Below are 26077 nucleotides of genomic sequence, written 5' to 3'. Positions count from 1 at the left end.
ATGGGAATTGTAATCGCTTTGGCCAATCAAAAAGGTGGGGTTGGTAAGACAACTACAACTGTCAATTTAGCAGCTTCATTAGCGACTAAAGGTAAGAAGGTTTTGATTGTTGATACTGATGCACAAGGAAATGCAACAAGCGGATCTGGTGTTCAGAAGTCCACAATTGAAAAAGATATCTATGATGTTTTAGTGCATGATGAGCCAATTGACAATGTGATTTTACCAACTTCACATGCCGGCATGGATATTGTCCCGGCAACGATTCGACTTGCTGGAGCAGAACTTGAATTAGCACCAGCCATGGCACGCGAAATGCGGCTAAAGAATGCGCTAAAGGACATTCGCAATCAATATGATTATGTTTTGATTGATAATCCACCAGCCATTGGAGTGATTACGATTAATTCGTTTACAGCGGCTGACAGTATCTTAATTCCCGTACAGGCTGAATACTATGCCTTAGAAGGATTGGGACAGTTATTAAATACCGTCAAACAAGTACAAAGCTTCTATAATCCAGACCTAGAAATTGAAGGGGTCTTATTGACGATGGTTGATGGACGAACAAACCTTTCAAATGAAGTGGTTGAAAATGTCCGTGAGTACTTTGGCAACCAAGTTTATAAAACCTACATTCCACGAAATGTAAGACTATCAGAAGCGCCTTCACACGGGATGGCAATCATTGATTATGATCCAAAATCAAAAGGATCCGAAGTTTATATGGATCTAGCAGAGGAGGTTTTGTTGGCCCATGGTGACAAGTAAAAAGAAATCAGCACTGGGTGGAGGTCTTGGTGCCCTATTTGCTGAACAAGGTGTAGATACGACGGCTGCAAGCAATGATACGGTTAGGCATATTGCGCTGAGTAAAATATCAGCCAACCCTTTTCAACCAAGACATGTCTTTGATACCGATGCTTTACGTGAATTAGCTAATTCAATTGAAAGTAATGGTGTTTTACAACCGATTATTGTGCGCCATGACCCAAAGGATAATGCGCGCTACCAGATTTTAGCAGGTGAACGTCGTTGGCGTGCAGCGCAAATTGCGCATCTGACTGAAATCCCAACCATTGTACGTAAGTATGATGATGATATTATGATGCAAGCGGCAATCTTAGAAAACTTGCAAAGAGAAAACCTATCACCATTGGAAGAAGCCCAAGCTTACCGTTCGATGATTGATACCTTGCACTTAACACAAGAACAGGTTGCTAAAAGGTTAGGTAAAGCGCGCTCTGTAGTAGCTAACTTTTTACGGTTGTTAAATCTACCAGAAGAAGTTAAAGCACTTTTAGATGCTGGCGATTTATCAATGGGACAGGCAAGAACTTTGCTCGGTCTACACAATAAGCGGCGGATTCTACCGGTTGCTAAGCGAGCCGTTGCTGAAGGTATGACGGTTAGGCAAGTTGAGCAATTAGTTAATCAATTAAATGAACAAGCCGATGCTAAAAGAAATCAAAAGAAGCCGGAAAATGCTAGTTTCATCAAAGCAACAACTAATGCTTTAGAAGATAAATTTGGTACGAAGGTTAACGTCACCCGTAACCGTAAAGGAGCGGGAAAGATTGAGATTAACTATCTATCAAACGATGATTTGGATCGCATTTTCCAGATTCTAGATATTTCTTTTGATGAAAATTAACTGAGGTAGCTTATGGATTATGATTTACACGATATTGTGATGATGAAAAAGCCACATGCTTGTGGCACAAATGAATGGGAAATCAAGCGGCTTGGGATGGAAATTCGTCTTGAATGTCAGGGCTGTGGTCATCAAGTGATGATGCTTAGAAATGATTTTAACAAGCGTTTAAAGAAAGTTTTACGCAAAGCAGATTAGATTTTATAGAAAAAGGTGAATGAAGTGGCACTTACAGCAGGAATCGTTGGTTTACCCAATGTTGGAAAATCAACGCTATTTAACGCAATTACAAAGGCTGGCGCCGAGATGGCAAACTATCCTTTTGCGACAATTGAACCCAATGTTGGGATGGTTGAAGTCCCTGATGCTCGTTTGGCGCGAATCCAAGAGTTGATTCCCGCTGATAAGGTTGTACCAACAACCTTTGAATTTACAGATATTGCAGGAATTGTTAAGGGTGCTTCAAAGGGTGAGGGACTTGGAAACAAGTTTTTAGAAAATATCCGGCAAGTCAATGCGATTGTACACGTAGTTCGTGCCTTTGATGATGATGACATTACCCATGTTAATGGGGTGATTAATCCCTTAGATGACATTGATACGATTAATACAGAGTTGGTTTTGGCTGATTTAGAGGCAGTTGAAAAGCGGTATGCTCGGGTTGAAAAGATGGCTAAGAGTGCTAAGGATAAGGACGCAATTGCCGAATTTAAAGTCTTGGAGCAACTAAAGCCAGTGCTTGAAGCTGGTAAACCAGCCCGTTCAATCGAATGGAATGATGACGAGCAAAAAATTGTACGGGGTCTATTCTTACTGACATCGAAGCCAACGCTATATGTAGCCAACGTTGCCGAAGATGATATGGCTAATCCTAGTCAGTCGAAGTATTATCAACAGATTGAAAAATTTGCCTTAGCCGATGGAGCTGAGGTTATCGGAATTTCTGCACGAGCTGAAGAAGAAATTGCTGAAATGGATGACGCCGATAAGGCTGAATTTATGGAACTACAAGGGATTGAAGAGCCTGGTTTGAATCGTTTGATTCGCAGTGCTTACCATCTACTTGATTTGCGAACATTCTTTACGGCTGGTGGTAAGGAAACCCGAGCTTGGACTTTCCGCGCAGGCTTTAAGGCGCCACAAGCCGCTGGTGTAATCCATTCTGATTTTGAACGTGGCTTTATTCGGGCTGAGACGGTGGCTTTTGCGGATTTGGATAAATATGAGACAATGAAAGCGGTTAAAGAAGCTGGTCGGTGGCGTTCAGAAGGTAAAGAATACGCTGTACAAGACGGTGACATTATAGAATTCCGATTTAATGTTTAAGGGAGTATTAGAAAATGACGGAAGCAACGGAAGAAAAAACAGTACCAACGCTACCAAGTCGCGCTGAATTGGCCGCTTCAGGGCTGACAAAGCGTAATCAGGAGTTCATGCACCAAGTTGTTGAGCTAGTTACTGAAACAAGTCAAGCGGCCTTGGTTGCGGAAGTGCAAACGCAACTGTTGGCCGGCCAGAAGACTGGGCAAACTGCCAAGCAAATTTTTGGTAGTCCAGCTCAAGCTTTGGGCTTGGTTAAGAAAGTAGCAAGCGAGGACAATTCTGAACTAACTCCAAACCAAATCTATGCAGCCCATCCACTTTGGCAACTAATTGTTGATAATGCTTTGGCCTTTGGTATGTTATTCATGGTAATGTTTGGCTTTATGTTGATGTTTAGCAATGTTTCACGTGAGTCAGCTGGTGCGGCTGGCTTGGTTTCCCTAATTGGGACTGCAGTTTTTGGTGGCTTGTTCTTCTCAATTGTAACGAAGATCATGGCAGCCAAAGAAGGCTCAAAACTAGTTAAGTTTGGGGGCGCAATCTTACTATTCTTGCTCTGGTTCGGTATTTATCTTGGTCTAGCTGCGCTACCGGCCATTATTAATCCAATTCTACCGGGCTGGGTCTACTTGGTTTTGGCAGTGATTACTTTCTTCGGATTCCGCTACTGGCGTGTACGAACAAAGTTAGTTGGTGGCTTTATGGGTGGAGCACGTCGGCCAGTAAAGCGTTAAAGTGAAAGGAAGCAACAATGAAAATTTTGATTGTAGATGATGATCACGAAATTGCTGAACTCCTCGAAATTTACGTAAAAAATGAAGGATATGAACCAGTAATTGCTAGTGACGGTAAAGAAGCAATGATGCACCTCCGGACAACCCCAGACATTGGCTTAGTGATTTTGGATATTATGATGCCAGAAATGAACGGGACAGAGGTGGTTAAGGAAGTCCGTAAGGATAATCCAGTACCAATCTTGTTGTTGTCAGCTAAATCAGGGGCCATGGATAAGATTCAAGGTTTGATTACTGGTGCGGATGATTACGTTACGAAGCCGTTTAACCCCTTAGAGGTAATGGCCCGTGTACGCGCGCTTTTGCGACGTTCAACGAATGCGATGCAACAAATCACACCGGAAGTTTTGGATATTGGTGCGTTGACAATCAACAAAGATAGCCATGAAGTCAAGACTGCTGACGGATCTGATGTTAGTTTGACGGCGCTTGAATTTGGTATTTTGTATTTGCTCGCCTCACATCCGAACCGCGTTTTCTCGGCCGACGATATTTTCGAACGGGTTTGGCAACAAGAATCAGTTGTTTCAGCTAAGACGGTGATGGTTCACGTCTCACACTTACGTGACAAACTAGAAGCTGCAACTGGTGGCAATCAAGTTGTGCAAACGGTTTGGGGCGTTGGTTATAAGATTGAAGTTTTATAAAATAGAATGCAGGTGAGTAGGGATGCAACAAGGTAGATTAGTTTGGCTCGGTTTTTGGGTCAAGACCTTTGTTTCGGCCCTACTCTTTGTTTTTGCGGGTGTCGGTGTTTTATTAGTTTTGGAACGTCAATGGATGTCAGAACTGGTTTTGAATCAATTACGAATTAGTTGGCAACATGACCCCATGGTTTTCTTGGCTGTGGCTATTGCAGTATGTGCAATGTGGTTGTTGACGGTACGCGAATTTTATAGCCAGGTGTTACTGGTAAAATTGGCCGAAGAAGTACAAAACTTAGAAGTCCAGGCCCGTGAAACAAAGAGTACAGGGTTAGATTTAGGTAAATATGGTTGGCGACTTCGCCCTTTGACGAGCGCAATCAATGGCGTTTTTGATTCAGCTCAAACTGCCATGATTGAGGAGCGGGCGATTGAACGTTCAAAAGATGAAATGATTACGAATGTCTCACATGATTTACGAACCCCATTGACGTCGATTTTAGGTTATTTAGGCTTAATTGAAAATGATGTTGATGATAAACTTTCAAAGAGCGAAATGGCTAAGTATGCAGACATTGCGTACAATAAGGCTGGTCAAATGAAGTCTTTAGTTGAAGATTTGTTTGATTACACACAAGTGCGACAGGTCGATTTTCAATTGCATTGGGCGCCGTTAGATTTAGCCGCTATGCTGCAACAATTAGCAGTAAATTATGAATTAGAAGCTAAGAATCGAGGTTTGGTAATTTCAGCGATTACCAAGCCGGCGACCATTGAGATGGTAGGTGATCCTGATCGCTTAGCTCGGGTCTTTATGAACCTGATTAGCAATGCTTTAAAGTATGGCGAAGGGGCCACGTTTATTCGCTTGGCTGCCCGGATTGTCGACGAAGGCAAGGTTGTGGAAGTTCGGGTTACCAACAATGGTGAAGCAATTCCAACTGAGTCAGTTGAACGCCTCTTTGACCGTTTTTATCGAGTTGAGCGTTCGCGGAATACAAAGACTGGCGGTACCGGCCTAGGCTTGGCAATTGTCAGCAGTGTGATTGAAGCCCATGGTGGTTCAGTTCGCGTAGAATCAGATAGTGAGCTAACTAGTTTCATTATTCGTTTGCCCTTGCAAGATCAGAATGAAATCGTTTAAAAATTAAAAGCACCTAAAACTTAACGCATAAGTTTTAGGTGCTTTTTTTGATTAAAACAATATATTTATATTTTTTAATCAAGGAAATCGCGCAATTAAGCCGAAATTAGATTGCTTTAATCTTATTATGAGAATATAATGTGAAAAAACACATTTAAATTTAATCTTGGAGGTATTGCTATGGGCCATGTTGTTGAGAGTACAGATGTAATTTATGAATTTTCTGCCAGTAACCAACCAGTCTTAACTGTACAAAGCGGTGCAACGGTTGTTTTTAATACACAGGATTGTTTTGGTAATCAGATTAAGGATGAAAATTTTGAATTTACGGGTTTGGACTGGGAGCATATTAATCCTGCAACCGGGCCAGTTTATATCGAAGACGCATTACCTGGTGATATTTTAAAGGTTGAAATTCAAGCGGTTAATGTGGATCAGCAGGCAATTATGTTGACTGGTGAAAATCTGGGTGTTAATGGCGGCCATCTATTTGGTAATATAATCAAAGCGCTACCTGTAGATGAAACGACGGTCCATTTTTCTGACCAAGTCCGCTTGCAAAAACGGACCATGATTGGGGTTATTGGAGTGGCACCAGCTGGTGAGCCGGTGAATACAGGTACACCTGGCGTACATGGTGGCAACATGGACGTAAAAAAAATTGGTGCAGCGACAACGTTGTACTTTACGGTTAATGTTCTCGGTGCCTTGTTAGCGATGGGTGACTTACATGCCCTAATGGCCGATGGTGAAGTTGGTGTATCGGGAGCAGAAATTGCTGGACAAGTAACTACCAGGCTTTCGGTCATTAAAAATCTAACGCTGCCAACGCCGCTCCTTGTGACCGCTGATGCATTGATGCCAATTGCTGTTGGTGAAGACTTAGATGCTGCCGCCACAGAAGCAACTTTGCGGGCAAGTCAATTTTTAGTGGATTATAGTGATTTATCTTTGGCACATGCAACAATGTTGTTGTCTTTAGTTGGTGAATTAGCAAATTGTCAGATGGTTGATCCGTTAAAGACGGTCAGAATGGAAATTCCAAAGGATGTTTTGCAGCAGTTAAATGTTCCCACGGAATTTTAAAGGAGTAGTGTATGGCAGAAAGTACAAACTTTGGGTATAAACAAGAATTAAAAAGAACTTTGTCGGTACGTGATATGGTAATTTATGGCATGATTTTTATGGTGCCAATTGCGCCATTTGGAATTTATGGTCAAGTTGCCAGTCAGGCCAAGGGGATGGTGCCCCTAGCCTATTTGATTGGTATGATTGCAATGGTCTTTACAGCGCTCAGTTATAAGCAATTATCTGAAGAATTTCCGGTAGCTGGTTCGGTCTATTCATATGCTCAACGCGGCATTCATCCGATAATTGGTTTCTTTGCCGGTTGGGCGATGTTGTTGGACTATGTGTTAGTTCCATCCTTGCTTTATGTGGTGGCCGCGGTGGCCTTGACGGGGATTGTACCAGTAGTTCCGGCTTGGGTTTGGATTATCATTTTTGTGCTTTTTAATACTGTTGTAAATATCATGGGAATTGAGTTTACAGCCAAGGCTAATTTTGTTATTTTGGCCTTTGAATTAGTCGTTTTAATTATTTTTATTTCTTTAGGTATTATTGCGATTGTGAATGGACTTGGTGGCGGGTTTACCTTAAAGCCTTTCTATGATCCACACTATTTTTCAATGAAGTTAGTGATGGGGTCAGTCTCCTTGGCGGTCCTATCTTTTCTAGGTTTTGATGGAATTTCAACTTTGGCAGAAGAAGCTAAAGACGGTCCCAAGTCAGTCGGTAAAGCTTGTTTGTGGGCTTTATTTGTAATTGGAACGCTTTTCATGTTGCAAACCTATATCGCTGCTTCAGTTTGGCCACATTTTCAAAGTCTTGATCCTAATAATGCTTTTTATCAAATTGCGCAAGCAGTTGGCGGAGTTTTCTTGAGTAAAGTTGCAATGATTTCGACAGTAATTTCATGGGGAATTGCCAATGCTCTAGCAGCACAAGCGGCCGTAGCCCGAATTCTTTATAGTATGTCGCGTGATGGCTTCTTACCTAAAGCTTTGGCCAAAGTGCATCCAGTACGTAAAACACCATATGTAAGTACTTTTGTAATTGCAATAATTTCTTTGCTGGTTGGATTAGGTTTTCAAAATGATATTGCAAATCTTTCGACGATGGTTAATTTTGGGGCAATGACCGCTTTCTTAGTGCTACATTTGTCGGTTATAAACCATTTTATTTTCCGTAAGAAGTCAAAGGCTTATTTCAAACATTTAGTGTTACCCCTGGTTGGTTTTGTAATTATTTTCTATGTTTGGCTTAGTTTCCAAAGTTTGGCTTATATTGTTGGTGGGACTTAGCTTGTGATTGGGGTTATTTATTATCTAGCCATGCGCTTTATAAAGGGTGAGGTTCATCTGAGTGATGACATATAAGTGCAAGGTTTGGTGGGGCTAAGCTTTGCAGAAAAAACGCTAATGAATGCGTTTACATTGGAAGGGGTTTGACCTAAAATCTTAGTGTATCTTAGTTGCACTGAGTGAAGTTAAAGGAGAAAATGAGATGGCAAATGTATCAACAGCTTCGGCACAATGGCAGGGTGATTTAGAGCATGGTTTTGGTACAATCAGTTTGGAATCATCGCAAGTATTGACAGAAAGTCCCTATAACTTTAAGGCACGAGCTGAGCATAGCGTTAGTATTACAACGCCAGAAGAATTATTGGGGGCAGCGCACGCAGCCTGCTTTAGTATGGCATTTTCAATGGTTTTAGCTCAGCAGGGTCTAAAAGCTGATAGTATAGATACAACGGCTGATGTGACTTTTAGCGTCACATCAGCCGGGCCAGCAATCACTAGTATTCACTTAACAAGCCATGTAAATCTAGCTGGCTTAGCTGAAGCTGATTTTCAGCGTTTAGCTGAGCAAGTCAAAACAACTTGTCCTGTATCAAAGGCTTTAACAGGTGTAGCAATTACTTTAGATGCTAGCATGAATTAGAATTCTAATGAAAGACTGGGTAACCAGTCTTTTTTCTTTGATTATCTGGTTTTATGGTCTAGATGTGGTAGAATATGGATATAATAACATAAGGGGAGGACATTGTTTATGGAAGAGTACACAGAGTGGCGGGAACATTTAAAATTAATTAGTTTTCCGGGCTGGGATGATTTGCCTTTAATTGATTTATATATGGATCAGCTAGTAGAGTATGTAAATAGTGTGATTAAACCCTTGGAGTTACCTGAGGTAACGTCAACGATGGTAAACAATTATGTTAAAAAGAAAGTTTTACCAGCACCGATTAAAAAGAAATATCAAACCATTCACATTGCGGATTTATTGGTAATTTCACTTATGAAACCGGTCTTTTCTTTAGAGGAAGTTCGGGCAGCCATTGATGTAATAACGGCTAATGATTATCCTAAAGCTGCTTATAATCGTTTTGTAGATAGTCTTTTGACCCGATTGCAAGGCCCAACAGAAAAAGAGGAGCTAGCACCAGCGGCAGACGATTTAGCAAATCGCTTAATGCAAGATGCAGCTAGTATCGTTTATCAAAAGATGGAATCTGAAAAGTTATTAGCTTTAATGCAGGCTAAACAATAAAACAAAAAAGCAGCGACTTAGTCGCTGCTTTTATATTAGTTTACTTAATACCTAACATAAGCTTTTGAATGTAACGTGATAAGAAGACCAAGACGATTCCCAAGGCAACTGAGGCTGTACCAAACCAGAAGAAGTATTGAACTTCATTTGCTGGATTGTACAAAGTAACCAATTCGGCGTTCAAAGCTGAACCAGCCGCTGCTGATAAGAACCACATTGACATCATTTGTGACATGAAAGCCTTTGGCGCTAATTTGGTAGTAACCGAAAGACCGACGGGCGAGATTAACATTTCACCAATGATAACTAAAGCCCAAGAACCAACTAGCCAAAGTGGTGAGACACGGGTAGCAGTTCCGAATAGAGTTCCAGGTAGTGCCATTAGTAGGAAAGAAGCTCCAGCAAACATCAAACCAACCGCAAATTTAGTTGGTGATGAAGGTTGGTTTTTACGCCATTTAGTCCATAACCAAGCGAAAAATGGCGTGTAAAGCATGATGAATAGGGGATTAAGTGATTGGAACCAAGCTGCAGGGAACCAAGAAGTATCAACTCGTTCAGCCGCAAAAGTGGCTAAGACGATTGAACCTTGTTCTTCAATGGCCCAAAAGAGGACAGCTGCCAAAAATAGGGGAAGATAGGCCCAAACGTGTGAGCGTTCAGCTTTAGTGATTTTACGTGAGGTAATCATCGTTACAAAATATGAAACCGGGATAATTACTGCGATTATGGTTAGTAGTCGAATGAATGACGCAACATCATTCCAGCCCATTGCAAACATCAAGGCAACAACTAGGCCAAACAAAACCAAGCTAGCAACAATTTTAAGTATTAGAGGCTTAATTTCTTCGGCTTGAATTGGGTCACCAGGATAATTAGTATCCTCACCTAAACGCTTACCACCAAAGTGGTATTGTAGAAGGCCAAAGAACATTCCAATTGCAGCGAGTCCAAAGGCAAGGTGATAACCAGCGGCACGCTGAGTTGCACCAACCAAAAGTGGCGCAATAAAGGCACCTAGATTAATTCCGAAAACGAAGATTGAAAAACCAGCATCACGACTACTATCATTTGGTTTGTAGAGCGTACCAACAAGTGATGAAACATTTGGCTTCAAAAGACCAGTACCAATGATAATTAGACCAATTGATGAGAACAAAGCGCTAGCACCAAAAGGTAGTGCCAAAGCGATGTGTCCCAGCATAATCAAAACACCACCCCAAAAGACTGTTCGACGGGCACCAAGGATTCGATCAGCAATGTAACCACCAACGGCACCTGATAGGTAAACCATTGAAGCATAGATAGCCATAACAGAAGCAGCGGTTGTCCTTGAAATGTGGAGATCGCCAATTGAGATTAAGTGCCACATATAGAAAAGGAGGATTGCCCGCATACCGTAGTAAGAGAAACGCTCCCACATTTCAGTCATAAATAATGTTGAGAGCGCTCGCGGCTGTCCCAAGAATTTCTTTTCTTCCATAAAAGTTAAACCCCTTAATTATATAATCGATTTATAAGTTATCTTTAATACTCTAACTTATTTTTAGTCTATTTGTAAACGATAATCTGAATATTTGCTCATTTTTAGACCTTTTTATAAAGAATTTGTTAGAATTAATATTCTATATAGCTTAGGAGATAAAACAATGCGAATCGCTATTAGTTCTGATAATCACCTTGACATCAATAAGGTAGACATTACCGAGGTTCTCGAACAACAGGCACAGTATCTACTTACTCAAAAAATTGATATTTACTTAATTGCCGGTGATTTGTTCAATGATTTTAATAAAAGTCTAGCCTACGTTAGAGAGCTACAAACACTGGTTGGATTAGCAATGCAGGTACGCTTTATTGCTGGTAATCATGACATGGGACGTGGAATTGACTTTGAAGAATTGGAATCCTCAATAGATCCCTTATATCTACATAATAAGAGCTTAGATGTACCTGGCACTGATTGGCGGATTATTGGTAATAATGGTTGGTATGATTACTTATTTGCAAAGGGGGTCGACCCTGCTGCGGTGGCAACTTTCCGTCGCGGACTCTACTATGATCGCCAAATCAAACAACCGATGACAGATTATGAACGGATGGATCTTGTATTAAGTCAAACAAAGACATTATTAGATAAATCTAATCAAGCACAGAAAAAAGTGCTGTTATTTACTCATTTTGCGCCAATTGATGATGACATTCTCTATCCAGTTAATAATCCACGGTGGCTTTTAGTTAATGGCGTTCTTGGTTCACCACGGTTAGGTGAATTAATTGAAAGGTATGAAAATGTGCATAATGTTTATTATGGGCATATTCATATATCTAAGCTGCCACGACAGCATCAAGGCGTTAGTTATTACAATCCAAGTGTTGGCTATAACCATCGTCGATTACGCGAATGGACCAAAGAAACTTTCCTGGCAACTTGGCAGGACAAACTTGCGATAAAAGTGTTGACGAAGTGATAGACTTCCTGTATTATAAATATCTGTTGAACGTAATGTTTAACTAACTGTTCGCAGTTAATGATGGGGGTTTAGCGAAGTCTGGTTAAACGCGATGGACTGTAAATCCATTCCTTCGGGTTCATAGGTTCGAATCCTATAGCCCCCATTGATTGGGGTATCGCCAAGTGGTAAGGCATTGGTTTTTGGTACCAACATGCGCTGGTTCGATCCCAGCTACCCCAATATTGAGCAACGACTTTAGGTCGTTGCTTTTTTTGTTTAAAAATTTAGCAATTAAGCGATTAGTTAGCAATTTTTAACATAGCTTAGTTTCATATAGAAACTAAGCTGGCCATATACTTGAATGTGATATTACTTAGGCATTAATGGAACACTAGTAATTCATGAGTTGCCACTGTTAAAAACTGCTTGTTTTACAAGGACTTAATGTAAGATGTTCATTTTGATTATCAAGAGGACAAGTAAGCATGATAATGGAACATTGTTGGCAAAATAATTAGTAAATTAAGCCCGCCATATTGCCTTATGTAGTGAGGAAGAAGCTATTTTTAAAGCGCTTAACAATTGGATTGAGAAAGTTTGACTTTTTTTTGAAAAAAGTATTGCTTTTCAGCTTTGATGTTGGTAATATGTTATTTGTTGTTGCGGGGGTTTAGCGAAGTCTGGTTAAACGCGATGGACTGTAAATCCATTCCTTCGGGTTCATAGGTTCGAATCCTATAGCCCCCATTGATTGGGGTATCGCCAAGTGGTAAGGCATTGGTTTTTGGTACCAACATGCGCTGGTTCGATCCCAGCTACCCCAATAGAAGAGTCGGTGAGTGCGTGCGCTTGCCGGCTTTTTATATTATCGTGGGTTTTTAGTAAAATTTGACATAGGTCTAAAAGTTTTGCTAACATATTTTTGTTGACTTATTTGGGGTATCGCCAAGTGGTAAGGCATTGGTTTTTGGTACCAACATGCGCTGGTTCGATCCCAGCTACCCCAATTGTTAGGTAGGAGCCTGATTGAATGACGAGGGTTGGCAGCATATGCCTAGTGCACGATTGGCTAAAGAATGCTGGGACAGTTTGTTCCAGTTTTTTATTGCCCACATTTGCGATTGATCAATATGATAAAATTGGGTGGATATTGATTACTTTGGAATTTTAGGAGAAACAATATGAGTAGCAGTTATACAATTCGTAAGCGCGCACGTGCTTTAATGAAGCTTGATTTTAAGACGGCTTTGAAATTATCAGCATTTATTATCATCTGCTATATTTTACAAGTTGGTTTGAATTATGGTGACCAAAATACTAATCCCGCATTGCTTTTTGATTTGAGCCGAGAGCACTACTTTGCTGGTTTGGTTAGTTATTCAGGTGGTACAGTAACATCATCACTACTTAGTGCCGTAGTAGTTGGTATTTTTACACTAGGAACAACTTGGGGGTTCATCGAATGGCAAAGGACTAAGGAAGCACCAAGTCAGCCGTACGCACAAAGTGTGCGTTTTTGGCACGGTGATACCATTCGCGATACAGTGGTTGTCCTTGGTGTCCGCTTTATTTTGACCTTCTTGTGGACTTTATTGTTGATTGTCCCAGGAATTATCAAGAATTACTCATATTCCCAGGCAGCTTTGATTTATGCTCAAGATGTGAAAAATGGTCGCCAAATTGCTAGCGCAACTGAATACTTAACTGAATCCCGTGAAATGATGCAAGGACATAAACTTGAGTTATTCATCTTGGATTTGACCTTTATTGGCTGGTGGATTTTAGTTGGTCTTACCTTTGGTCTGTTATCAATTTACGTCTTGCCATACTACACAGCAGCACGAGCAGAATTTTTTATTAATTTACAGAAAAATACTAATTCAGCTGAACAAGTCGTTGATGTCCAGGTTTTGCAACCTAAGACTAATAAAGACGACGAACTTTAAAAAACGATTGGATTAAATAAAGGACTGGGATAAAACGTATCTAAGCGTTTTGTCCCAGTCTTTTTGCTTGAATAAGTCAGGACTGAATAGGTTGTTGATAGAAGGCCAATGTCTTTTAAAGAAAACAACAAGAGTAAGGAAATATATTAGTTTTAGCTTACTTTTAATTAGGGCTTGCAGAATAAATAATTAACCGGTATACTTTACTGGTTAATTATATGAGTTTGAGGTGAAATTATGCAGAATGAAGAAGTCGCTAAGCAATTAGATCGGTGTTTGAATGAGATTCACCTAGCTGCGGAAAATAAACGTGAAGTATTAGTTGCACCGGAAGAAATTGAGCTAACAAATACGCAGGGACATATTTTGATGTTACTTGCGCAAAATGGCCCACAAACCAATGCAGAATTGGCACGAACACTAGCCATCTCACCAGCAGCTATGACTAAAGCAATGAAGAGTTTAAATCACCGAGCTGATCCAGTTGTGAGTGCAATCTCAGACCCTGAAGACGCACGAATTAAACGATGGTCATTGACCCATACTGGTGTTAGTTTGGCTCAGTTGCATGAAAAGGACCATCAAAATACGCGGATGGCTTATGTAGAGATGTTGAATGATTTTCCTGAAAATGAAGTTGCTGTAATTAGTCGCTTTTTGACAGAATTAGAAGCACGGTGTGTTAGGGGCTAAGGATGTTTAAAGCGAGAAAACTATTACTAGCGATACCGATTATTTTTGTTTTATTTTTAATTGTTTTAGTTATTGTTACTGGTATTCGTCAGAATCAGGGAAAGCAGATTACCAGTAACAAAATTAAAGTTGTGACCTCATTAAATTTTTATGGTGAAATGGCTCAGGCCGTTGGGGGTAATGCGGTTGAAGTAACAAGTGCAATCAATAAGGCAAGTATTGATCCGCATGAATTTGAACCAACGGCTCAGTTAGCAAAAGATTATCAAAATGCCCAGGTAATTATCAGCAATGGCGGCGGCTATGATCCATGGAGTACGGCTTTTGCTAGAGCTAATCAGCAGGCAAAAAGTATTAATGTTGGAACTTTGGTCGGTTATCAACAGGGTGACAATGAACATTTTTGGTACAAGCCAGCAACACCAAAGTTGCTGGTTGATGAACTGATAACAACGTTTTCAAGTTTGGAACCGACCAAAGCCACACAATTTAAGACAAATGGGCAGCATTATTTAGCAAGTTTGGCTCCTTTGACAAAGTTACGTAAAGATTTAGGTGAAAAATTAGTTGGGAAGAGTGTTTTAACAACTGAACCAGTTATGGATAATACTTTAGAACCACTAGGTGCCAAGATAATCGTGCCTGAATTTGCGCAGGCGGTTGAGGATGGAAATGATCCATCATCGGCGGATATTAAAGCTTGGCATGATGCGATTGATCAAGGCAAAGTGGCGTTAGTAATTAAGAATACCCAAACAAGTAGCAAGTTAGTTAATCAAGCGGTTGCTTATGCTAAAACAAAGCATGTGCCAGTTGTTGGTGTAACTGAAACAAAACCAGACGGTCAAACTTTTTTAACTTGGCAAAAAAGACAATTATTAGCAGTTGAGGAGGCTTTATCACGATGAATTTATTAACGGGACGTGATATTGGAATTAAAGTTGAAGGTCGCTGGCTATATCAGGGGGTGAATTTTGATTTACGACAACAAAAAATGTTAGCTTTGGTTGGTGATAATGGGGTAGGTAAAACAACCTTGTTAAATGCAATCTTAGGTCAACGAGAATTAACTGAAGGAAGTCTAACTTGGCAGACAATTGATGGTGTTAAGCCAACGATTCGTTATGTTCCCCAATATCGGCCTGACATGCAGGCCTTTCCGTTGTATATTAGAGACTTTGTTGCTTTAAGCTTCGACAATGGGCTTCGTCCTTGGTTATCTGCAAAAGAAAAACAACAGTTGACACATATTTTAAAAGATACTAATTTGGTTGAACTAGCTGATCGGCCGATTGATACAGCTTCTGGTGGGGAACGCCAGCGTGCTTACTTGGCGCAAGCTTTAGTACGTAATCCGCAGGTTTTGGTGTTAGATGAAGCAACAGCTAATCTTGATAATGGGGCTAAGTATGAACTAATGAATGTTGTACGGCATTATCGTGATCATCATGACTTATCAATCATTATGGTTAGTCATGATTTTGATATTGTGAGCGACTACGCAGATGATTATTTATTATTAACACCGAGTGGCAGTGAATTTGGACATAGTGCCGATGCTGATTTAACTAAGTTGAAAGCGAGGTATAATGCCAATGTTTAGTTACCCCTTTATGCAAAACGCCTACTTGGTAGGAACGCTAATTGCAATTGTTGCTGGGATTGTTGGTGTCTTTATTGTTGCGCGCTCGATGTCTTTTTTAGCTCATACCTTAAGTGAAATCGGCTTTGCTGGTGCTTCTTTCGGTCTCTTTATGGGCTGGAACCCATTGATTGGAATGTTAATTTTTAGCATCTTTGCCTCAACAACCATTGGTCAACTTGGTATTAAGGAAGATCGGTCGGAGTCATTGATTTCTTCGGTTTCTGGAGTTGCAATCGGTTTAGGAATTGCTTTTTTGTCTCTATCGCAAAAAAATGCTTCAGCGGCAACTGGAATTTTATTTGGTTCGATTTTTAGTATCTCAACTAGTAATATCTTTGAAGTGATTATTTTAGCAATGTTAGTTTTAGTTTTAGTAATGCTCTTATTCCGTCAATTAAGACACTTTGCTTTTGATTATTCAACGGCCGTCTTTTCTTTGAAAAATATTACATTTATTCAGGTGGCCTTTCTAGTAATTATGGCAACAACGGTTGCGGTATCAGCCCAGGTAGTTGGATCATTATTGATTTTTATTTTGATGACCTTACCTGCCTCAGCCGCGATGCGTCTAGGACGTACAGTCTGGCAAATGATTGGTTTATCAATTTTCTTTGCAATTTTGGGTGTCTGGTTAGCTCTGGTATTCTCTTACTGGACTAATGTGCCTGTCAGTTTCTATATTGCAATCATTGAGGCTGGAATTTATTTTTTGAGTTTGGCTTGGACTCAACGCCGCTAAGCTTACTTGAAATTTACTGGGTAAGTATGCTAATAATAATATTTGTTAAATTGAGGGAGAGGGCTAATTTAGACGGTCACGCTCCCTCTTTTATGTGGGCTTAATTCTTAAATATTAAAAGTACTAATGGGTTTGCTAAATGCATGTTATTTGCTTGGAAAGGTACAGCTTTAGCAAAATAGTTAATTGACGGGTGGGATTAACTATAAATTTGACGTAGCTTTTTGGGCTAAGAAAAGGTTCTTAGTCGGGCAGAATAAAATTTTATTTGGGGGACAAATGGAAACAGAGAAGATTTCGCGTCGCGTTGTCGGCGCTATTGTTGCAACGGGAATTATGTCATTTAGTGGGGTTTTGGTTGAAACGGCCATGAATGTGACCTTCCCGGCCTTGATGCGGGAATTTAGTGTTTCAATCGACTTGGTACAATGGATGACCACAATCTATCTATTAATGGTGGCGATTGTTGTACCTTTGTCATCTTGGTTAAAACGTAATATTAAGATGCGCAATTTATTTTTACTTGCAATTTTGCTATTTATTTCTGGTGTAATTATTGATGCGCTAGCATTAAGCTTCCCAATTCTCTTATTGGGTCGCTTAATTCAAGGCTTAGGGGTTGGTGTTGCGCTACCATTAATGTTTAATATCATTTTGGAACAAGTACCTAAAGCCAAATTGGGTTTGATGATGGGGGTTGGTACGTTAATTACCTCGATTGCACCAGCAATTGGACCAACTTTTGGCGGTATCATGGTCACTAGTCTAGGATGGCGCTATATTTTTATTAGTTTGATACCATTCCTGGTAATCGCTTTAATAATTGGTTTACGAACCATTGACCAAAAGAGTGCGCTTGCGCCAAGTAAATTTAATGGTTGGAACTTATTTTATGTTGTTTTAATGTTTGTTGGTTTAATTTTTGCAGCTAGCAAGTTGAGTCTAATCGTTGAGCAACCGGTACAGTTCTATCTACCATTAATTATTGGGATTTTTGGTGTCCTTGGTTTCTTCCGCGTTAATCAGGGTGCTCAACCGGTAGTTGATGTTCGTTTGTTGAAGAATCGTGCCTTTTTAGGTCATACCTTTAGCTTTGCAATCTTACAATCGATGGTTTTAGGCTTATCCTTCGTATTACCTAATTATATTCAATTGGTAAATGGGTCGAGTGCAACAACCGCTGGTTTAATTGTTTTGCCAGGCTCAATTGTAGGGGCAATATTTGCGCCTTTGGGTGGTCGAATTCTAGATCGTTTTGGTTCACGGCGGCCAATCTTGATTGGTGGCGCTTTAGTATTACTATCCTTAGCAATATTTGCGATTTTTGGACAACATTTACAGTTGCTAACAATTTTACTAGTTGACCTAATCTTTATGGCCGGTTTTGGACTTAGTCTTGGAAATGTGATGACTAGTGGTTTGAGCCAAATTGAACCAAGAGAGCGGGCTGATGGTAATGCGCTGTTGACGACAGTTCAACAATTTGCTGGTGCTTTAGGAACGGCGATTCCAGCAGCAATTGTGGCTTTAAGTCAAGCTCACGCTACTAGTAGTCAAGGGCATGCAACAGCAATCGGGTCACAATTGGTTTTGCTAATGTTTGCAATTTTGGCGTTTTTGCAATGGTTGGTTTTGTATCGTGTTGTCCAGAATAAAAAATAAAGTGTGAGCAGGTATTGCAAATAAAATTATGATTTATTCGCAACCGGTTGGGCTTTCTGTTATTATGTATACTGACTAACGCTAGAGAAACAAAGGAAAAAGATATGCTAACAGTTTCAGATGTGTCAGTAGCTTTTTCAGGTAAAAAGTTATATGACGATGTTAATTTAAAATTCACACCAGGGAATACCTACGGTGTAATCGGTGCAAATGGGGCTGGAAAATCAACCTTTTTAAAGGTATTGGAAGGTAAGTTGGCACCAACAACTGGACGTGTAAGCATGGAAGCAAATGAACGAATGTCTTCATTGGTTCAAGATCACTTTGCTTTTGACGATTACACAGTCTTGGATACTGTCTTACAAGGACACAAGGAACTTTATGAAGTAAAGAGTGCAATGGATGAAATTTATACCCATGATCCTTTTACTGATGAAGATGGTATCAAGGTGGGGGATTTATCCGCCCGCTTTGATGAATTAAATGGTTGGAGTGCTGAACCAGAAGCTGCACAATTGTTGCAAAATCTTGGCATTGATGAAGCGCAACACTACACGTTAATGGGTGATATGCCTGAAGCTTTGAAGGTTAAGGTTTTGTTGGCTCAAGCACTTTTTGGTAATCCTGATATTTTGATTTTGGATGAGCCAACTAATGGTTTGGACACTAAGACAATTGCTTGGCTAGAGGATTTTTTGGCTGACTATCAAAATACAGTGATTGTGGTATCCCATGATCGACATTTTTTGAATGCAGTATCAACGATGATTTTGGATGTTGATTTTGGTAAGATTAAGCTCTTTGTTGGAAATTATGATTTCTGGAAAGAGTCATCTGAACTTGCTTTGCGTTTGCAACAAAATGCGAATGCGAAAAAAGAAGAGCAAATCAAACAGTTACAAGACTTTATCGCACGTTTCTCAGCCAATGCTTCTAAGTCTAAGCAAGCAACTTCACGTAAGAAGCAATTAGATAAGATTACGCTTGATGATATTCAACCTTCAACGCGTAAATACCCATACATTAAGTTTGAGGTTGCACGTGAGATTGGTAATGATTTGTTACGGGTCGAAAATCTTTCTAAGACGGTTGACGGGGTTAAGCTATTGGATGATATTTCATTCACTTTGCGTCCCGGTGAAAAGACCCTTGTAATGGCTGAAAATGACGTTGCGGCAACACTCTTATTGGATATCTTGGCTGGTCGTGCAGAAGCCGATAGTGGCGAAGTAACTTGGGGTGTCACAACTTCACGTGACTACCTTGCTAAGGATATGAGTGAAAACTTTGCTAAGCCTGAGATGCCAATTCTTGATTTCTTGCGTGATTTTGCCTCAAAGGAAGAGAATGACAATACATTCCTACGTGGTCTACTAGGTCGGATGCTCTTTAAGGGTGAGGATGCTGAGAAGACGTTGGATGTGCTTTCCGGTGGTGAAAAGGTTCGGGTTATGTTATCAAAGTTGATGCTAACCAAGACTAATGTGCTAATCTTGGATGATCCAACTAACCACTTGGACTTGGAATCAATTACTTCTTTGAATGATGGTCTGGTTGATTATAAGGGTTCACTAATCTTTACGTCACATGATCATACATTTGCACAGACAATTGCGGATCATATCGTAGTGGTTAGTGATCAAGGTGTAGTTGATCGTGCCGAGACGAGTTATGATGACTTTATGGGACATGAAGAAGTCCAAAGGCAGTTGGCCGCTAAAAACATTAAACTTTAATAAATACAGCGGGGGTGGTGCTAGTCAAAAACTAGTGCCACTTTTTTTATAAATATTTATGTACTGGAGACAGCGATGATGAATGATATGACAACGGGGACGCCTTGGAAACAAATTGTCCGTTTTACAATTCCTTTGTTGATTGGTAATCTGTTGCAGCAACTTTATAATATTTCGGATACTTTGATTGTTGGTCGCACCTTGGGTGTTGATGCGCTGGCGGCAGTCGGTTCAACTGGTAGTATTATGTTTTTGGTACTTGGCTTTGTCGGTGGCTTTTCGTCAGGGATGTCAATTTTGACAGCGCAGCGCTTTGGAGCGGGCGATTTAGACGGAGTCAAAAAATCCTATGCTACAAATCTTTGGGGTGGCTTTTTGATGACAATTGTCTTGACCTTAATAAGTTTTGCAATGATTCGACCACTCTTGACCTTGATGCAGACGCCAGCAGAGATTTTCAATCAGGCACAAATATTTATTGGCATCATTTTGCTAGGAACCTTTGCAACAATGGGCTATAACATAGTTGCTAATGTTTTACGGGCCTTAGGTGATGCTAAGACACCCTTATATATTTTGATTGCAGGATTATTAATCAACGTTACAGTTGAACTATTTTTAATCTTGAAATTGCATTGGGGAGTTGCTGGGGCTGCCTGGGCAACTGTTTTAGCCCAAGCCTTAACTAGCTTGGGAACATTAATTTACATTAATTATCGATTACCGCAACTTGCTTTAAATTTATCCGACTTACGCTTTAATTGGCGTGAATTACGGGCGCATTTATTAGCTGGTGTGCCATTAGGTTTCCAACAATCAATCATAGCAATTGGTTCGATTACTTTAGCTGCTGCTGTTAATACATTGGGTACCGATGCTGTTGCGGCCAATACCGCAGCATCTAAACCAGACCAAGTCGTTATCTGGGTGATTATGTCTTTTGGAATAACGATGGCAACTTTTGTGGCGCAAAACTATGGTGCTAAAAAATTCGATCGGATTATTACCGGGATTAAGGCAGCTTTGCTGATGGCAATGGTAATCGGTACCTTATTGGGGATTATCGAAATTGTTTTTGGGCGTGATCTGGTGCGACTATTTATTAGTGGGAATGCCGATAATGTAGTAGAACTTGCACAGCTTTATTTCTGGGCAAATGGCCCATTGTATGCCTTTTTAGCGGCACTTTTTGTACTGAGGTATTCTTTGCAGGGCTTGGGTGATGTTAAAACACCAACCTTAGCTGGGGTTGGTGAATTAGTTGCTCGAACAGGGGCTTCGTTTACCTTGGTCGGTATTTTTGGCTTCTTTGGAGCCTCACTTGCTAATCCAATTGCCTGGTTTGCTTCATTGGCATTTTTACTACCAGCAACTTTACGTAATTGGCGAAATTTAAAAATTGCTGCCAAAATTGAGGATTAATGATTGGATAATTTATTTAAAAACCTAACTTGTTAATAAGCGTTCATGAGTTTTAGCTTGACGAGCTAAAAAACAGTTGTTTTATTGATATTGCTAATTGAATAAAGCGCTTTCTTTGCCTATAATTAGGGCTAAGGTATTTTGAAAGGACGATAAATATTATGATTACGGTAAAGCAATTTGGAGTAACTCCAGCGGGTGAACCTGTACAGCAGGTTATCATTACAAATGCAGCAGGTCATGAACTAGGTTTAATCTCTTATGGAGCAAGTTGGCAATTTTTCCGTGAGCATGAAGGAACGCAGTACCGTGATTTAGTAATTGGTTTTGATAATTTGGCAGATTATATTGAGCATCCTTACTATTTAGGTAATGCAATTGGTCGAGTTGGTGGACGGATTGGTTCAGCAAGTTTTGATCTAAATGGTGAACATGTTGAAATTGAGGCCAACGAAAATAATAATACGCTGCATGGTGGTAGCCACGGCTTTGCTGATCGCAATTGGCATACACAAGTGTTAGAGGCGGAGAATGCAGTTGTATTTTCAACCGCGATTGCATCAAGTGAAGACCATTTCCCTGGTAACTTGACGACGACGGTTAAGTACACTTTGACCGATGATAATGTAGTTGAAATTGAGTTCACTGGACTTTCAGATGCTGATACGCTTTACAATCCAACCTCACACGTTTATATGAATCCCGCAGGTAAGGGAACAGATGCTCGTGAGTTATACTTGGAGCTTGCAGCTACTAAGCGCCTAGCAATGGATGGAGAATTGATTCCAACGGGTGAGAAGTTAGACGTAATTGATACGCCATACGATTTCACTAAGGCAACTAAGATTGCAACAAACCTTGATAAAGGGATTGACCACTTTGATGATGTCTTTGAGACAATCACGACTGAAGGAACGGCGAATGCAATTTTGTCTGACCCTAAGTCTGGTCGTGCAATTGAGGTGAGAACTGATCGCAACGGTTTGGTCTTCTTTATTACTAACCCAGTCCGTGAAGACACAGATAGTGCAAAATGGGTGGAACAACATCCTTTCAATGCAGTTGCGCTTGAAGCACAAACATTGTCAGATGCAATTCATTATCCAGCGTTGGGTAATATCATCTTGCCGGCTAATCATAAACAAACTTACAAAACATCATATAGTTTTAAAGGCTTGAAATAAGGTGATGATGTTTAATTTTTAATTAATCAGCTTAATTACTTAGCAGGCGTAATAAAATTCATTTTTGGGTTTTATTACGCCTGTTTTTAGTAGTGGTAACTGTTTAGCTTGGCTAAAAATTTATTACCGGTGATGAAAAGAGCGGTTTTTAGTTAGACTAGGTTATATATTAATCAGTTGAATAGAAACGATATATTTTATATAAGGGAAATAAGTGGTATCATTTTTCAAACAGGATGATTAGTTGGAAAGTAGAATTTTTATAATTTTATAGGTGGCAAATCAACTTGAATATTTTACCAAGGTGAGTAAATAAAGTATGAGCTTAGCAAAAAGTATTATAGAAATTGCACTGCTTTTTATAGCTGTGACCCTCTTTGTCGTTGGTAGGGATATCCGTCGCCCATATTTAATGTGGATTGGTGGGCTGGTTGCTTTGCTCGGTGTAATAGTTTGGTTTTCTGTGTATTAAATCAATTAAAAAATAGATATGCAGCCACCCATATGGTTTGACCTTTGTGTCGCCTATATAGGTGGTTTTATTAACTAGATGAGTGGGATGGCGTTATTATGGCAAAAAAAGAACGAATTAAAAAGATCTTGGTTGAACAAATTTTGGATAAAGCTGGTGTTCCATATGAAACAATTTATTTTCCTAAGGGGATGGAGCCAGATCCAGAACGAATGGAAAAGTATGGGCTAGAACGACATTATATTTATAAGACCTTAGCTTTAACAGGGAATGTAACTGGACCGGTAATTGGTATCTTGCCAATTGATGAGCACCTTGATGAGAAAAAATTTGCAGTGGTTTCTGGTAATAAAAAAGTTAATATGATTCCAACGCGTGATTTACAAAAGACCACTGGTTATGTTCATGGTGCAAATAATCCGGTTGGTATATGGCAAACGAAGAAATTCCCGATATACATTGATAAGACAGCTTTGGAACAAGGCGAGATAACGGTTTCAGCTGGTGAAATTGGTCGGTCTATTCGGATTGATGCGCAAACTCTAGCCGATTTTGTGCAGGCTAGTTTTGCTGACTTAAAAACGGCTGGTTTGGAGTCGCCTGCCTATGAGTGGAAATAATATTTTAAGTACGATTGCTTTAGTTTTGGCTACATTATTAGTAATTCCCCTACTAGCTGCGGGATTAATCTCGGCCTTAACGACCCGAGCGAATACAAAATTATTGAGCCGATTTGGTACTAAAGCACCTTTAGCTTTGGGCTGGTTTGGTGTGATTATCCATGAGCTTTCACATGCACTTTTGGCCTTGATTTTTTTACATCATTTAGACCAAGTAAAGTTAGTCCAAAATCCGTTCACAAAAGATCATGATGGTCGCTTAGGGTACGTCTCACATGCGTGGAATCCAAGTTCGCGTTATCAAACAGTTGGTAATTTTTTCATTGGTATGGCCCCAATTTTTGGTGGTGCTTTTGTAATGTGGGGGATGACAGTATTATTATGGCCGGACTTATTTGCCGTTTCGACCATGGGTTGGACGATTTTTACAGCTGTCGCTCCCTGGCGGGTGGCCCTTTGGTTATATATAATGCTTAATTTGAGTCTCGCTTTGAATATGAGCGATGCTGATTGGCAAAATACGCGGTCGGGGATGTTGCTGTACGCAATTGTTTTGACTGTAATTGGTTTGGTTTTAGGCTGCTTTAGTGCAGTTTTACCAGTTTTATATACACAATTATTAATGCCACTCTTGGTTTTTTATGGTAGTTTGCTAGTTATTGCAGCAATACTGTATCTAATCGCAACTCTTTTGGAGAGAAGTTAAGGAAGATTGTAATGATAGCAATTGAAACAAAGCAGTTAGTACAATTAACAGAATTTATGGAACATCAGTTAGGACAAGATAAGTCTGGACACGGTGATGATCATGTTAAGCGAGTGGTCAATCTGGCAGAACATATTTTGACAACGGAACCCACTGCAGATTCTTTTATAACTTTAGCGGCTGCAACACTACATGATAACTATGATGATAAACTTTTTACAGATCCGAGCGTAGCTAAAGCAAAAACAGCTGAATTTATGACGGAGATTGAAATAGAACCTGCTAAGCAAATCGCAATCTTTAAAATCATCGATAATATGTCATGGAGTAAACAACGTTTTGGCCAAGCGGAAACGTTAGATATCAATGGGCAAATTGTGCAGGATGCTGATCGCTTAGAGGCAATCGGTGCGATTAGCATCGCACGCGTTATTCAGTATGGTGTAAAAAAAGGCCACCCGCTCTATGATCCAATGATGGCACCCCGTGATTTACAAGATAAAGCTGCTTATCGTTCTGACAAGGGTGAAACGGTAATTAACCATTTCTATGAAAAATTATTTTTACTAAAAGATTATATGAATACAGCCGAAGGCAAGCGGATTGCGCTTCAACGTGATACTTTGATGCACAACTTTGTGGATGCCTTTGAAGCCGAATGGGCCGGTGTGGATTTTTTATAAACTAATAAAAGTGGTTCAACCAATTATTGGTTGGACCACTTTTATGGTATAGTAGGGGCAATGAATGATTAGGGAGATAAGATTGTGACTGAAGTTCTATATATGAAAGTGTTCTCTAATTTGAAGGAACGTATTTTAAATTCAGAATTTACTAATCAAAAATTGCCTGATGAACGTTCGTTAGCGAGTGAATATAATGTGTCACGCAGCTCGATTAAACGGGCCTTGGCCCTGTTAGCAACGCAAGGAATCATCTTTAAAAAGCGAGGCTCAGGCACCTTTGTAAATCCAATTTATTTAAAAAATCAATCGATGTTCCACTCGATAGGTAATAATTTGGGTGTTTCTGATTCATATCGTTTTGATGGTGAAGCACCAGCCATTGAGCTGTTGGAGTTTTCAAAAGAATTAGCTGATCAAGAAACGCGCCAAGCATTATTTTTAGAAGATGGAGAAAAGGTTTATCGAATAAAGCGATTGCGTAAGATTCAAGGTCAGCCCTTTATGATTGAGAATGCCTTAATTCCCGAAAAAGTTTTGCCTGGTTTGACTGAAGCAGACATGGAACATTCAATGTTTCACTACGCTGAGGAAGAAACTAAAAAAGCTGTTACCAAGTCCTTTATGACGGTGACGGTTGAACCATCAACTAAGCAAGATCAGGAGTTGATGGAACTAATGCGGAATGAGCCAGTTGGTATTATGGGAGGAATCTTCTTTCTTGATGACGGAACTCCCTTTGAAGTGGGGTCTATGCGGATACATTACAAGTACATGCGCTACAATAGTTTCATTTCTCTGGACGGTGAGTAGGAATTCTTAAAAATTGGACCGCACCAATTTTCAAATAATCCTTGTAGGCATAATTAAAATTTGTTATCATAGGTAACGTAATCCAGAAGATAACTTCTGCGATTGAACCTTTCTCAAAATATTTAAGGA

27 protein-coding genes and 5 tRNA genes are annotated in these 26077 nt (G+C 39.9%); 31 read left to right on the top strand and 1 reads right to left on the bottom strand.

Going from position 1 to position 26077, the window contains the following annotated elements; genetic code table 11:
* The 11 genes from TT13_RS00895 to TT13_RS00845 all read left to right on the top strand — a co-directional run bounded on the left by TT13_RS00895 (position 1) and on the right by TT13_RS00845 (position 9171).
* Positions 1-771 (top strand): ParA family protein, encoded by a 771-nt coding sequence (locus TT13_RS00895; protein ID WP_027698223.1) that lies wholly within the window; start codon positions 1-3, stop codon positions 769-771.
* Entirely contained in the window at positions 761-1654 is an 894-nt protein-coding gene (locus tag TT13_RS00890) for a ParB/RepB/Spo0J family partition protein (RefSeq protein ID WP_422821959.1), read from the top strand. The genes TT13_RS00895 and TT13_RS00890 overlap by 11 nt, the downstream gene beginning before the upstream one ends.
* Positions 1655-1666: 12 nt before the next feature.
* Complete coding sequence (locus tag TT13_RS00885) at positions 1667-1852, top strand: DUF951 domain-containing protein (RefSeq protein ID WP_027698221.1); 186 nt, start codon at positions 1667-1669, stop codon at positions 1850-1852.
* Positions 1853-1876: 24 nt separating this feature from the next.
* On the top strand, positions 1877-2980 hold the full coding sequence (gene ychF, locus TT13_RS00880) for a redox-regulated ATPase YchF (RefSeq protein ID WP_027698220.1): 1104 nt from the start codon (positions 1877-1879) through the stop codon (positions 2978-2980).
* A 14-nt stretch (positions 2981-2994) separates the two neighbouring features.
* Entirely contained in the window at positions 2995-3711 is a 717-nt protein-coding gene (locus TT13_RS00875) for a DUF1129 domain-containing protein (protein WP_027698219.1), read from the top strand.
* Positions 3712-3728: 17 nt separating this feature from the next.
* Positions 3729-4418 (top strand): response regulator transcription factor, encoded by a 690-nt coding sequence (locus tag TT13_RS00870; RefSeq protein ID WP_027698218.1) that lies wholly within the window; start codon positions 3729-3731, stop codon positions 4416-4418.
* A gap of 22 nt (positions 4419-4440) precedes the next feature.
* Entirely contained in the window at positions 4441-5559 is a 1119-nt protein-coding gene (locus tag TT13_RS00865; RefSeq protein WP_027698217.1) for a sensor histidine kinase, read from the top strand.
* A gap of 180 nt (positions 5560-5739) precedes the next feature.
* Positions 5740-6645 carry an acetamidase/formamidase family protein gene (locus TT13_RS00860; protein ID WP_027698216.1) on the top strand — a complete coding sequence of 302 codons (906 nt, stop codon included), beginning with the start codon at positions 5740-5742 and terminating at the stop codon, positions 6643-6645.
* Between the two features lie 11 nt (positions 6646-6656).
* Complete coding sequence (locus tag TT13_RS00855) at positions 6657-7922, top strand: APC family permease (RefSeq protein ID WP_082816152.1); 1266 nt, start codon at positions 6657-6659, stop codon at positions 7920-7922.
* A gap of 202 nt (positions 7923-8124) precedes the next feature.
* A complete protein-coding gene (locus TT13_RS00850) occupies positions 8125-8562 on the top strand; it encodes an OsmC family protein (protein ID WP_027698215.1) in 438 nt (145 codons plus the stop codon).
* A gap of 108 nt (positions 8563-8670) precedes the next feature.
* Entirely contained in the window at positions 8671-9171 is a 501-nt protein-coding gene (locus tag TT13_RS00845) for a DUF1836 domain-containing protein (RefSeq protein ID WP_027698214.1), read from the top strand.
* A gap of 40 nt (positions 9172-9211) precedes the next feature.
* Here TT13_RS00845 and TT13_RS00840 read toward each other — a convergent pair whose 3' ends face one another.
* Entirely contained in the window at positions 9212-10654 is a 1443-nt protein-coding gene (locus TT13_RS00840; RefSeq protein WP_027698213.1) for a peptide MFS transporter, read from the bottom strand.
* A gap of 166 nt (positions 10655-10820) precedes the next feature.
* On the opposite strand from TT13_RS00840, the gene TT13_RS00835 reads away from it, so the two are divergent.
* The 20 genes from TT13_RS00835 (at position 10821) to TT13_RS00745 (ending at position 25948) form a co-directional block, all read left to right on the top strand.
* On the top strand, positions 10821-11642 hold the full coding sequence (locus TT13_RS00835; RefSeq protein WP_027698212.1) for a metallophosphoesterase: 822 nt from the start codon (positions 10821-10823) through the stop codon (positions 11640-11642).
* Between the two features lie 65 nt (positions 11643-11707).
* Positions 11708-11790 (top strand) — tRNA-Tyr (locus TT13_RS00830).
* A 5-nt stretch (positions 11791-11795) separates the two neighbouring features.
* A tRNA-Gln gene (locus TT13_RS00825) sits at positions 11796-11867 on the top strand.
* A gap of 424 nt (positions 11868-12291) precedes the next feature.
* Positions 12292-12374 (top strand) — tRNA-Tyr (locus tag TT13_RS00820).
* Between the two features lie 5 nt (positions 12375-12379).
* A tRNA-Gln gene (locus TT13_RS00815) sits at positions 12380-12451 on the top strand.
* A gap of 111 nt (positions 12452-12562) precedes the next feature.
* A tRNA-Gln gene (locus TT13_RS00810) sits at positions 12563-12634 on the top strand.
* Positions 12635-12808: 174 nt separating this feature from the next.
* A complete protein-coding gene (locus TT13_RS00805; RefSeq protein WP_027698211.1) occupies positions 12809-13573 on the top strand; it encodes a DUF975 family protein in 765 nt (254 codons plus the stop codon).
* Positions 13574-13810: 237 nt separating this feature from the next.
* A complete protein-coding gene (locus TT13_RS00800) occupies positions 13811-14266 on the top strand; it encodes a MarR family transcriptional regulator (RefSeq protein WP_027698210.1) in 456 nt (151 codons plus the stop codon).
* Between the two features lie 2 nt (positions 14267-14268).
* Entirely contained in the window at positions 14269-15174 is a 906-nt protein-coding gene (locus TT13_RS00795) for a metal ABC transporter solute-binding protein, Zn/Mn family (protein ID WP_027698209.1), read from the top strand.
* A complete protein-coding gene (locus TT13_RS00790; protein WP_045476278.1) occupies positions 15171-15869 on the top strand; it encodes a metal ABC transporter ATP-binding protein in 699 nt (232 codons plus the stop codon). The genes TT13_RS00795 and TT13_RS00790 overlap by 4 nt, the downstream gene beginning before the upstream one ends.
* Positions 15862-16650, top strand: coding sequence for a metal ABC transporter permease (locus tag TT13_RS00785; RefSeq protein WP_027698207.1), 789 nt, complete (start codon positions 15862-15864; stop codon positions 16648-16650). The genes TT13_RS00790 and TT13_RS00785 overlap by 8 nt, the downstream gene beginning before the upstream one ends.
* 279 nt (positions 16651-16929) lie before the next feature.
* Positions 16930-18312, top strand: coding sequence for an MFS transporter (locus TT13_RS00780; RefSeq protein WP_027698206.1), 1383 nt, complete (start codon positions 16930-16932; stop codon positions 18310-18312).
* 104 nt (positions 18313-18416) lie between these two features.
* Positions 18417-20048, top strand: a complete 1632-nt coding sequence (locus TT13_RS00775; protein ID WP_027698205.1) for an ABC-F family ATP-binding cassette domain-containing protein — start codon at positions 18417-18419, stop codon at positions 20046-20048.
* Between the two features lie 78 nt (positions 20049-20126).
* Positions 20127-21470: an MATE family efflux transporter gene (locus TT13_RS00770; protein WP_027698204.1), complete on the top strand. Its 1344-nt coding sequence runs from the start codon at positions 20127-20129 to the stop codon at positions 21468-21470.
* Between the two features lie 161 nt (positions 21471-21631).
* Positions 21632-22654: an aldose epimerase family protein gene (locus TT13_RS00765; RefSeq protein ID WP_145912319.1), complete on the top strand. Its 1023-nt coding sequence runs from the start codon at positions 21632-21634 to the stop codon at positions 22652-22654.
* Between the two features lie 319 nt (positions 22655-22973).
* Complete coding sequence (locus TT13_RS11205; protein ID WP_190279595.1) at positions 22974-23126, top strand: hypothetical protein; 153 nt, start codon at positions 22974-22976, stop codon at positions 23124-23126.
* A gap of 98 nt (positions 23127-23224) precedes the next feature.
* Complete coding sequence (locus TT13_RS00760) at positions 23225-23746, top strand: aminoacyl-tRNA deacylase (RefSeq protein WP_027698202.1); 522 nt, start codon at positions 23225-23227, stop codon at positions 23744-23746.
* Positions 23733-24452: a hypothetical protein gene (locus TT13_RS00755; RefSeq protein ID WP_027698201.1), complete on the top strand. Its 720-nt coding sequence runs from the start codon at positions 23733-23735 to the stop codon at positions 24450-24452. Before TT13_RS00760 ends, TT13_RS00755 begins: the two co-directional genes overlap by 14 nt.
* A gap of 11 nt (positions 24453-24463) precedes the next feature.
* Positions 24464-25135, top strand: coding sequence for an HD domain-containing protein (locus tag TT13_RS00750; protein WP_027698200.1), 672 nt, complete (start codon positions 24464-24466; stop codon positions 25133-25135).
* A gap of 84 nt (positions 25136-25219) precedes the next feature.
* Positions 25220-25948 carry a GntR family transcriptional regulator gene (locus TT13_RS00745; RefSeq protein WP_027698199.1) on the top strand — a complete coding sequence of 243 codons (729 nt, stop codon included), beginning with the start codon at positions 25220-25222 and terminating at the stop codon, positions 25946-25948.
* Positions 25949-26077 lie beyond the last annotated feature (129 nt).

It is taken from the genome of Weissella oryzae SG25, from assembly GCF_000691805.2.
Lineage (GTDB): Bacteria > Bacillota > Bacilli > Lactobacillales > Lactobacillaceae > Weissella > Weissella oryzae.
This window is presented reverse-complemented; position numbering and strand designations above follow the sequence as displayed.

Excerpts from the sequence above, each read along its gene's own strand:
- TT13_RS00755 (WP_027698201.1), top strand. The coding sequence starts at position 23,733 with ATGAGTGGAAATAATATTTTAAGTACGATTGCTTTAGTTTTGGCTACA.
- TT13_RS00850 (WP_027698215.1), top strand. The coding sequence starts at position 8,125 with ATGGCAAATGTATCAACAGCTTCGGCACAATGGCAGGGTGATTTAGAG.
- TT13_RS00870 (WP_027698218.1), top strand. The coding sequence starts at position 3,729 with ATGAAAATTTTGATTGTAGATGATGATCACGAAATTGCTGAACTCCTC.
- TT13_RS11205 (WP_190279595.1), top strand. The coding sequence starts at position 22,974 with ATGAGCTTAGCAAAAAGTATTATAGAAATTGCACTGCTTTTTATAGCT.
- TT13_RS00860 (WP_027698216.1), top strand. The coding sequence starts at position 5,740 with ATGGGCCATGTTGTTGAGAGTACAGATGTAATTTATGAATTTTCTGCC.
- TT13_RS00765 (WP_145912319.1), top strand. The coding sequence starts at position 21,632 with ATGATTACGGTAAAGCAATTTGGAGTAACTCCAGCGGGTGAACCTGTA.
- TT13_RS00845 (WP_027698214.1), top strand. The coding sequence starts at position 8,671 with ATGGAAGAGTACACAGAGTGGCGGGAACATTTAAAATTAATTAGTTTT.
- TT13_RS00750 (WP_027698200.1), top strand. The coding sequence starts at position 24,464 with ATGATAGCAATTGAAACAAAGCAGTTAGTACAATTAACAGAATTTATG.
- TT13_RS00770 (WP_027698204.1), top strand. The coding sequence starts at position 20,127 with ATGAATGATATGACAACGGGGACGCCTTGGAAACAAATTGTCCGTTTT.
- TT13_RS00855 (WP_082816152.1), top strand. The coding sequence starts at position 6,657 with ATGGCAGAAAGTACAAACTTTGGGTATAAACAAGAATTAAAAAGAACT.
- TT13_RS00780 (WP_027698206.1), top strand. The coding sequence starts at position 16,930 with ATGGAAACAGAGAAGATTTCGCGTCGCGTTGTCGGCGCTATTGTTGCA.
- TT13_RS00835 (WP_027698212.1), top strand. The coding sequence starts at position 10,821 with ATGCGAATCGCTATTAGTTCTGATAATCACCTTGACATCAATAAGGTA.
- TT13_RS00775 (WP_027698205.1), top strand. The coding sequence starts at position 18,417 with ATGCTAACAGTTTCAGATGTGTCAGTAGCTTTTTCAGGTAAAAAGTTA.
- TT13_RS00790 (WP_045476278.1), top strand. The coding sequence starts at position 15,171 with ATGAATTTATTAACGGGACGTGATATTGGAATTAAAGTTGAAGGTCGC.
- TT13_RS00865 (WP_027698217.1), top strand. The coding sequence starts at position 4,441 with ATGCAACAAGGTAGATTAGTTTGGCTCGGTTTTTGGGTCAAGACCTTT.
- TT13_RS00885 (WP_027698221.1), top strand. The coding sequence starts at position 1,667 with ATGGATTATGATTTACACGATATTGTGATGATGAAAAAGCCACATGCT.
- TT13_RS00875 (WP_027698219.1), top strand. The coding sequence starts at position 2,995 with ATGACGGAAGCAACGGAAGAAAAAACAGTACCAACGCTACCAAGTCGC.
- TT13_RS00840 (WP_027698213.1), bottom strand. The coding sequence starts at position 10,654 with ATGGAAGAAAAGAAATTCTTGGGACAGCCGCGAGCGCTCTCAACATTA.
- TT13_RS00800 (WP_027698210.1), top strand. The coding sequence starts at position 13,811 with ATGCAGAATGAAGAAGTCGCTAAGCAATTAGATCGGTGTTTGAATGAG.
- TT13_RS00795 (WP_027698209.1), top strand. The coding sequence starts at position 14,269 with ATGTTTAAAGCGAGAAAACTATTACTAGCGATACCGATTATTTTTGTT.
- TT13_RS00895 (WP_027698223.1), top strand. The coding sequence starts at position 1 with ATGGGAATTGTAATCGCTTTGGCCAATCAAAAAGGTGGGGTTGGTAAG.
- TT13_RS00805 (WP_027698211.1), top strand. The coding sequence starts at position 12,809 with ATGAGTAGCAGTTATACAATTCGTAAGCGCGCACGTGCTTTAATGAAG.
- TT13_RS00760 (WP_027698202.1), top strand. The coding sequence starts at position 23,225 with ATGGCAAAAAAAGAACGAATTAAAAAGATCTTGGTTGAACAAATTTTG.
- TT13_RS00785 (WP_027698207.1), top strand. The coding sequence starts at position 15,862 with ATGTTTAGTTACCCCTTTATGCAAAACGCCTACTTGGTAGGAACGCTA.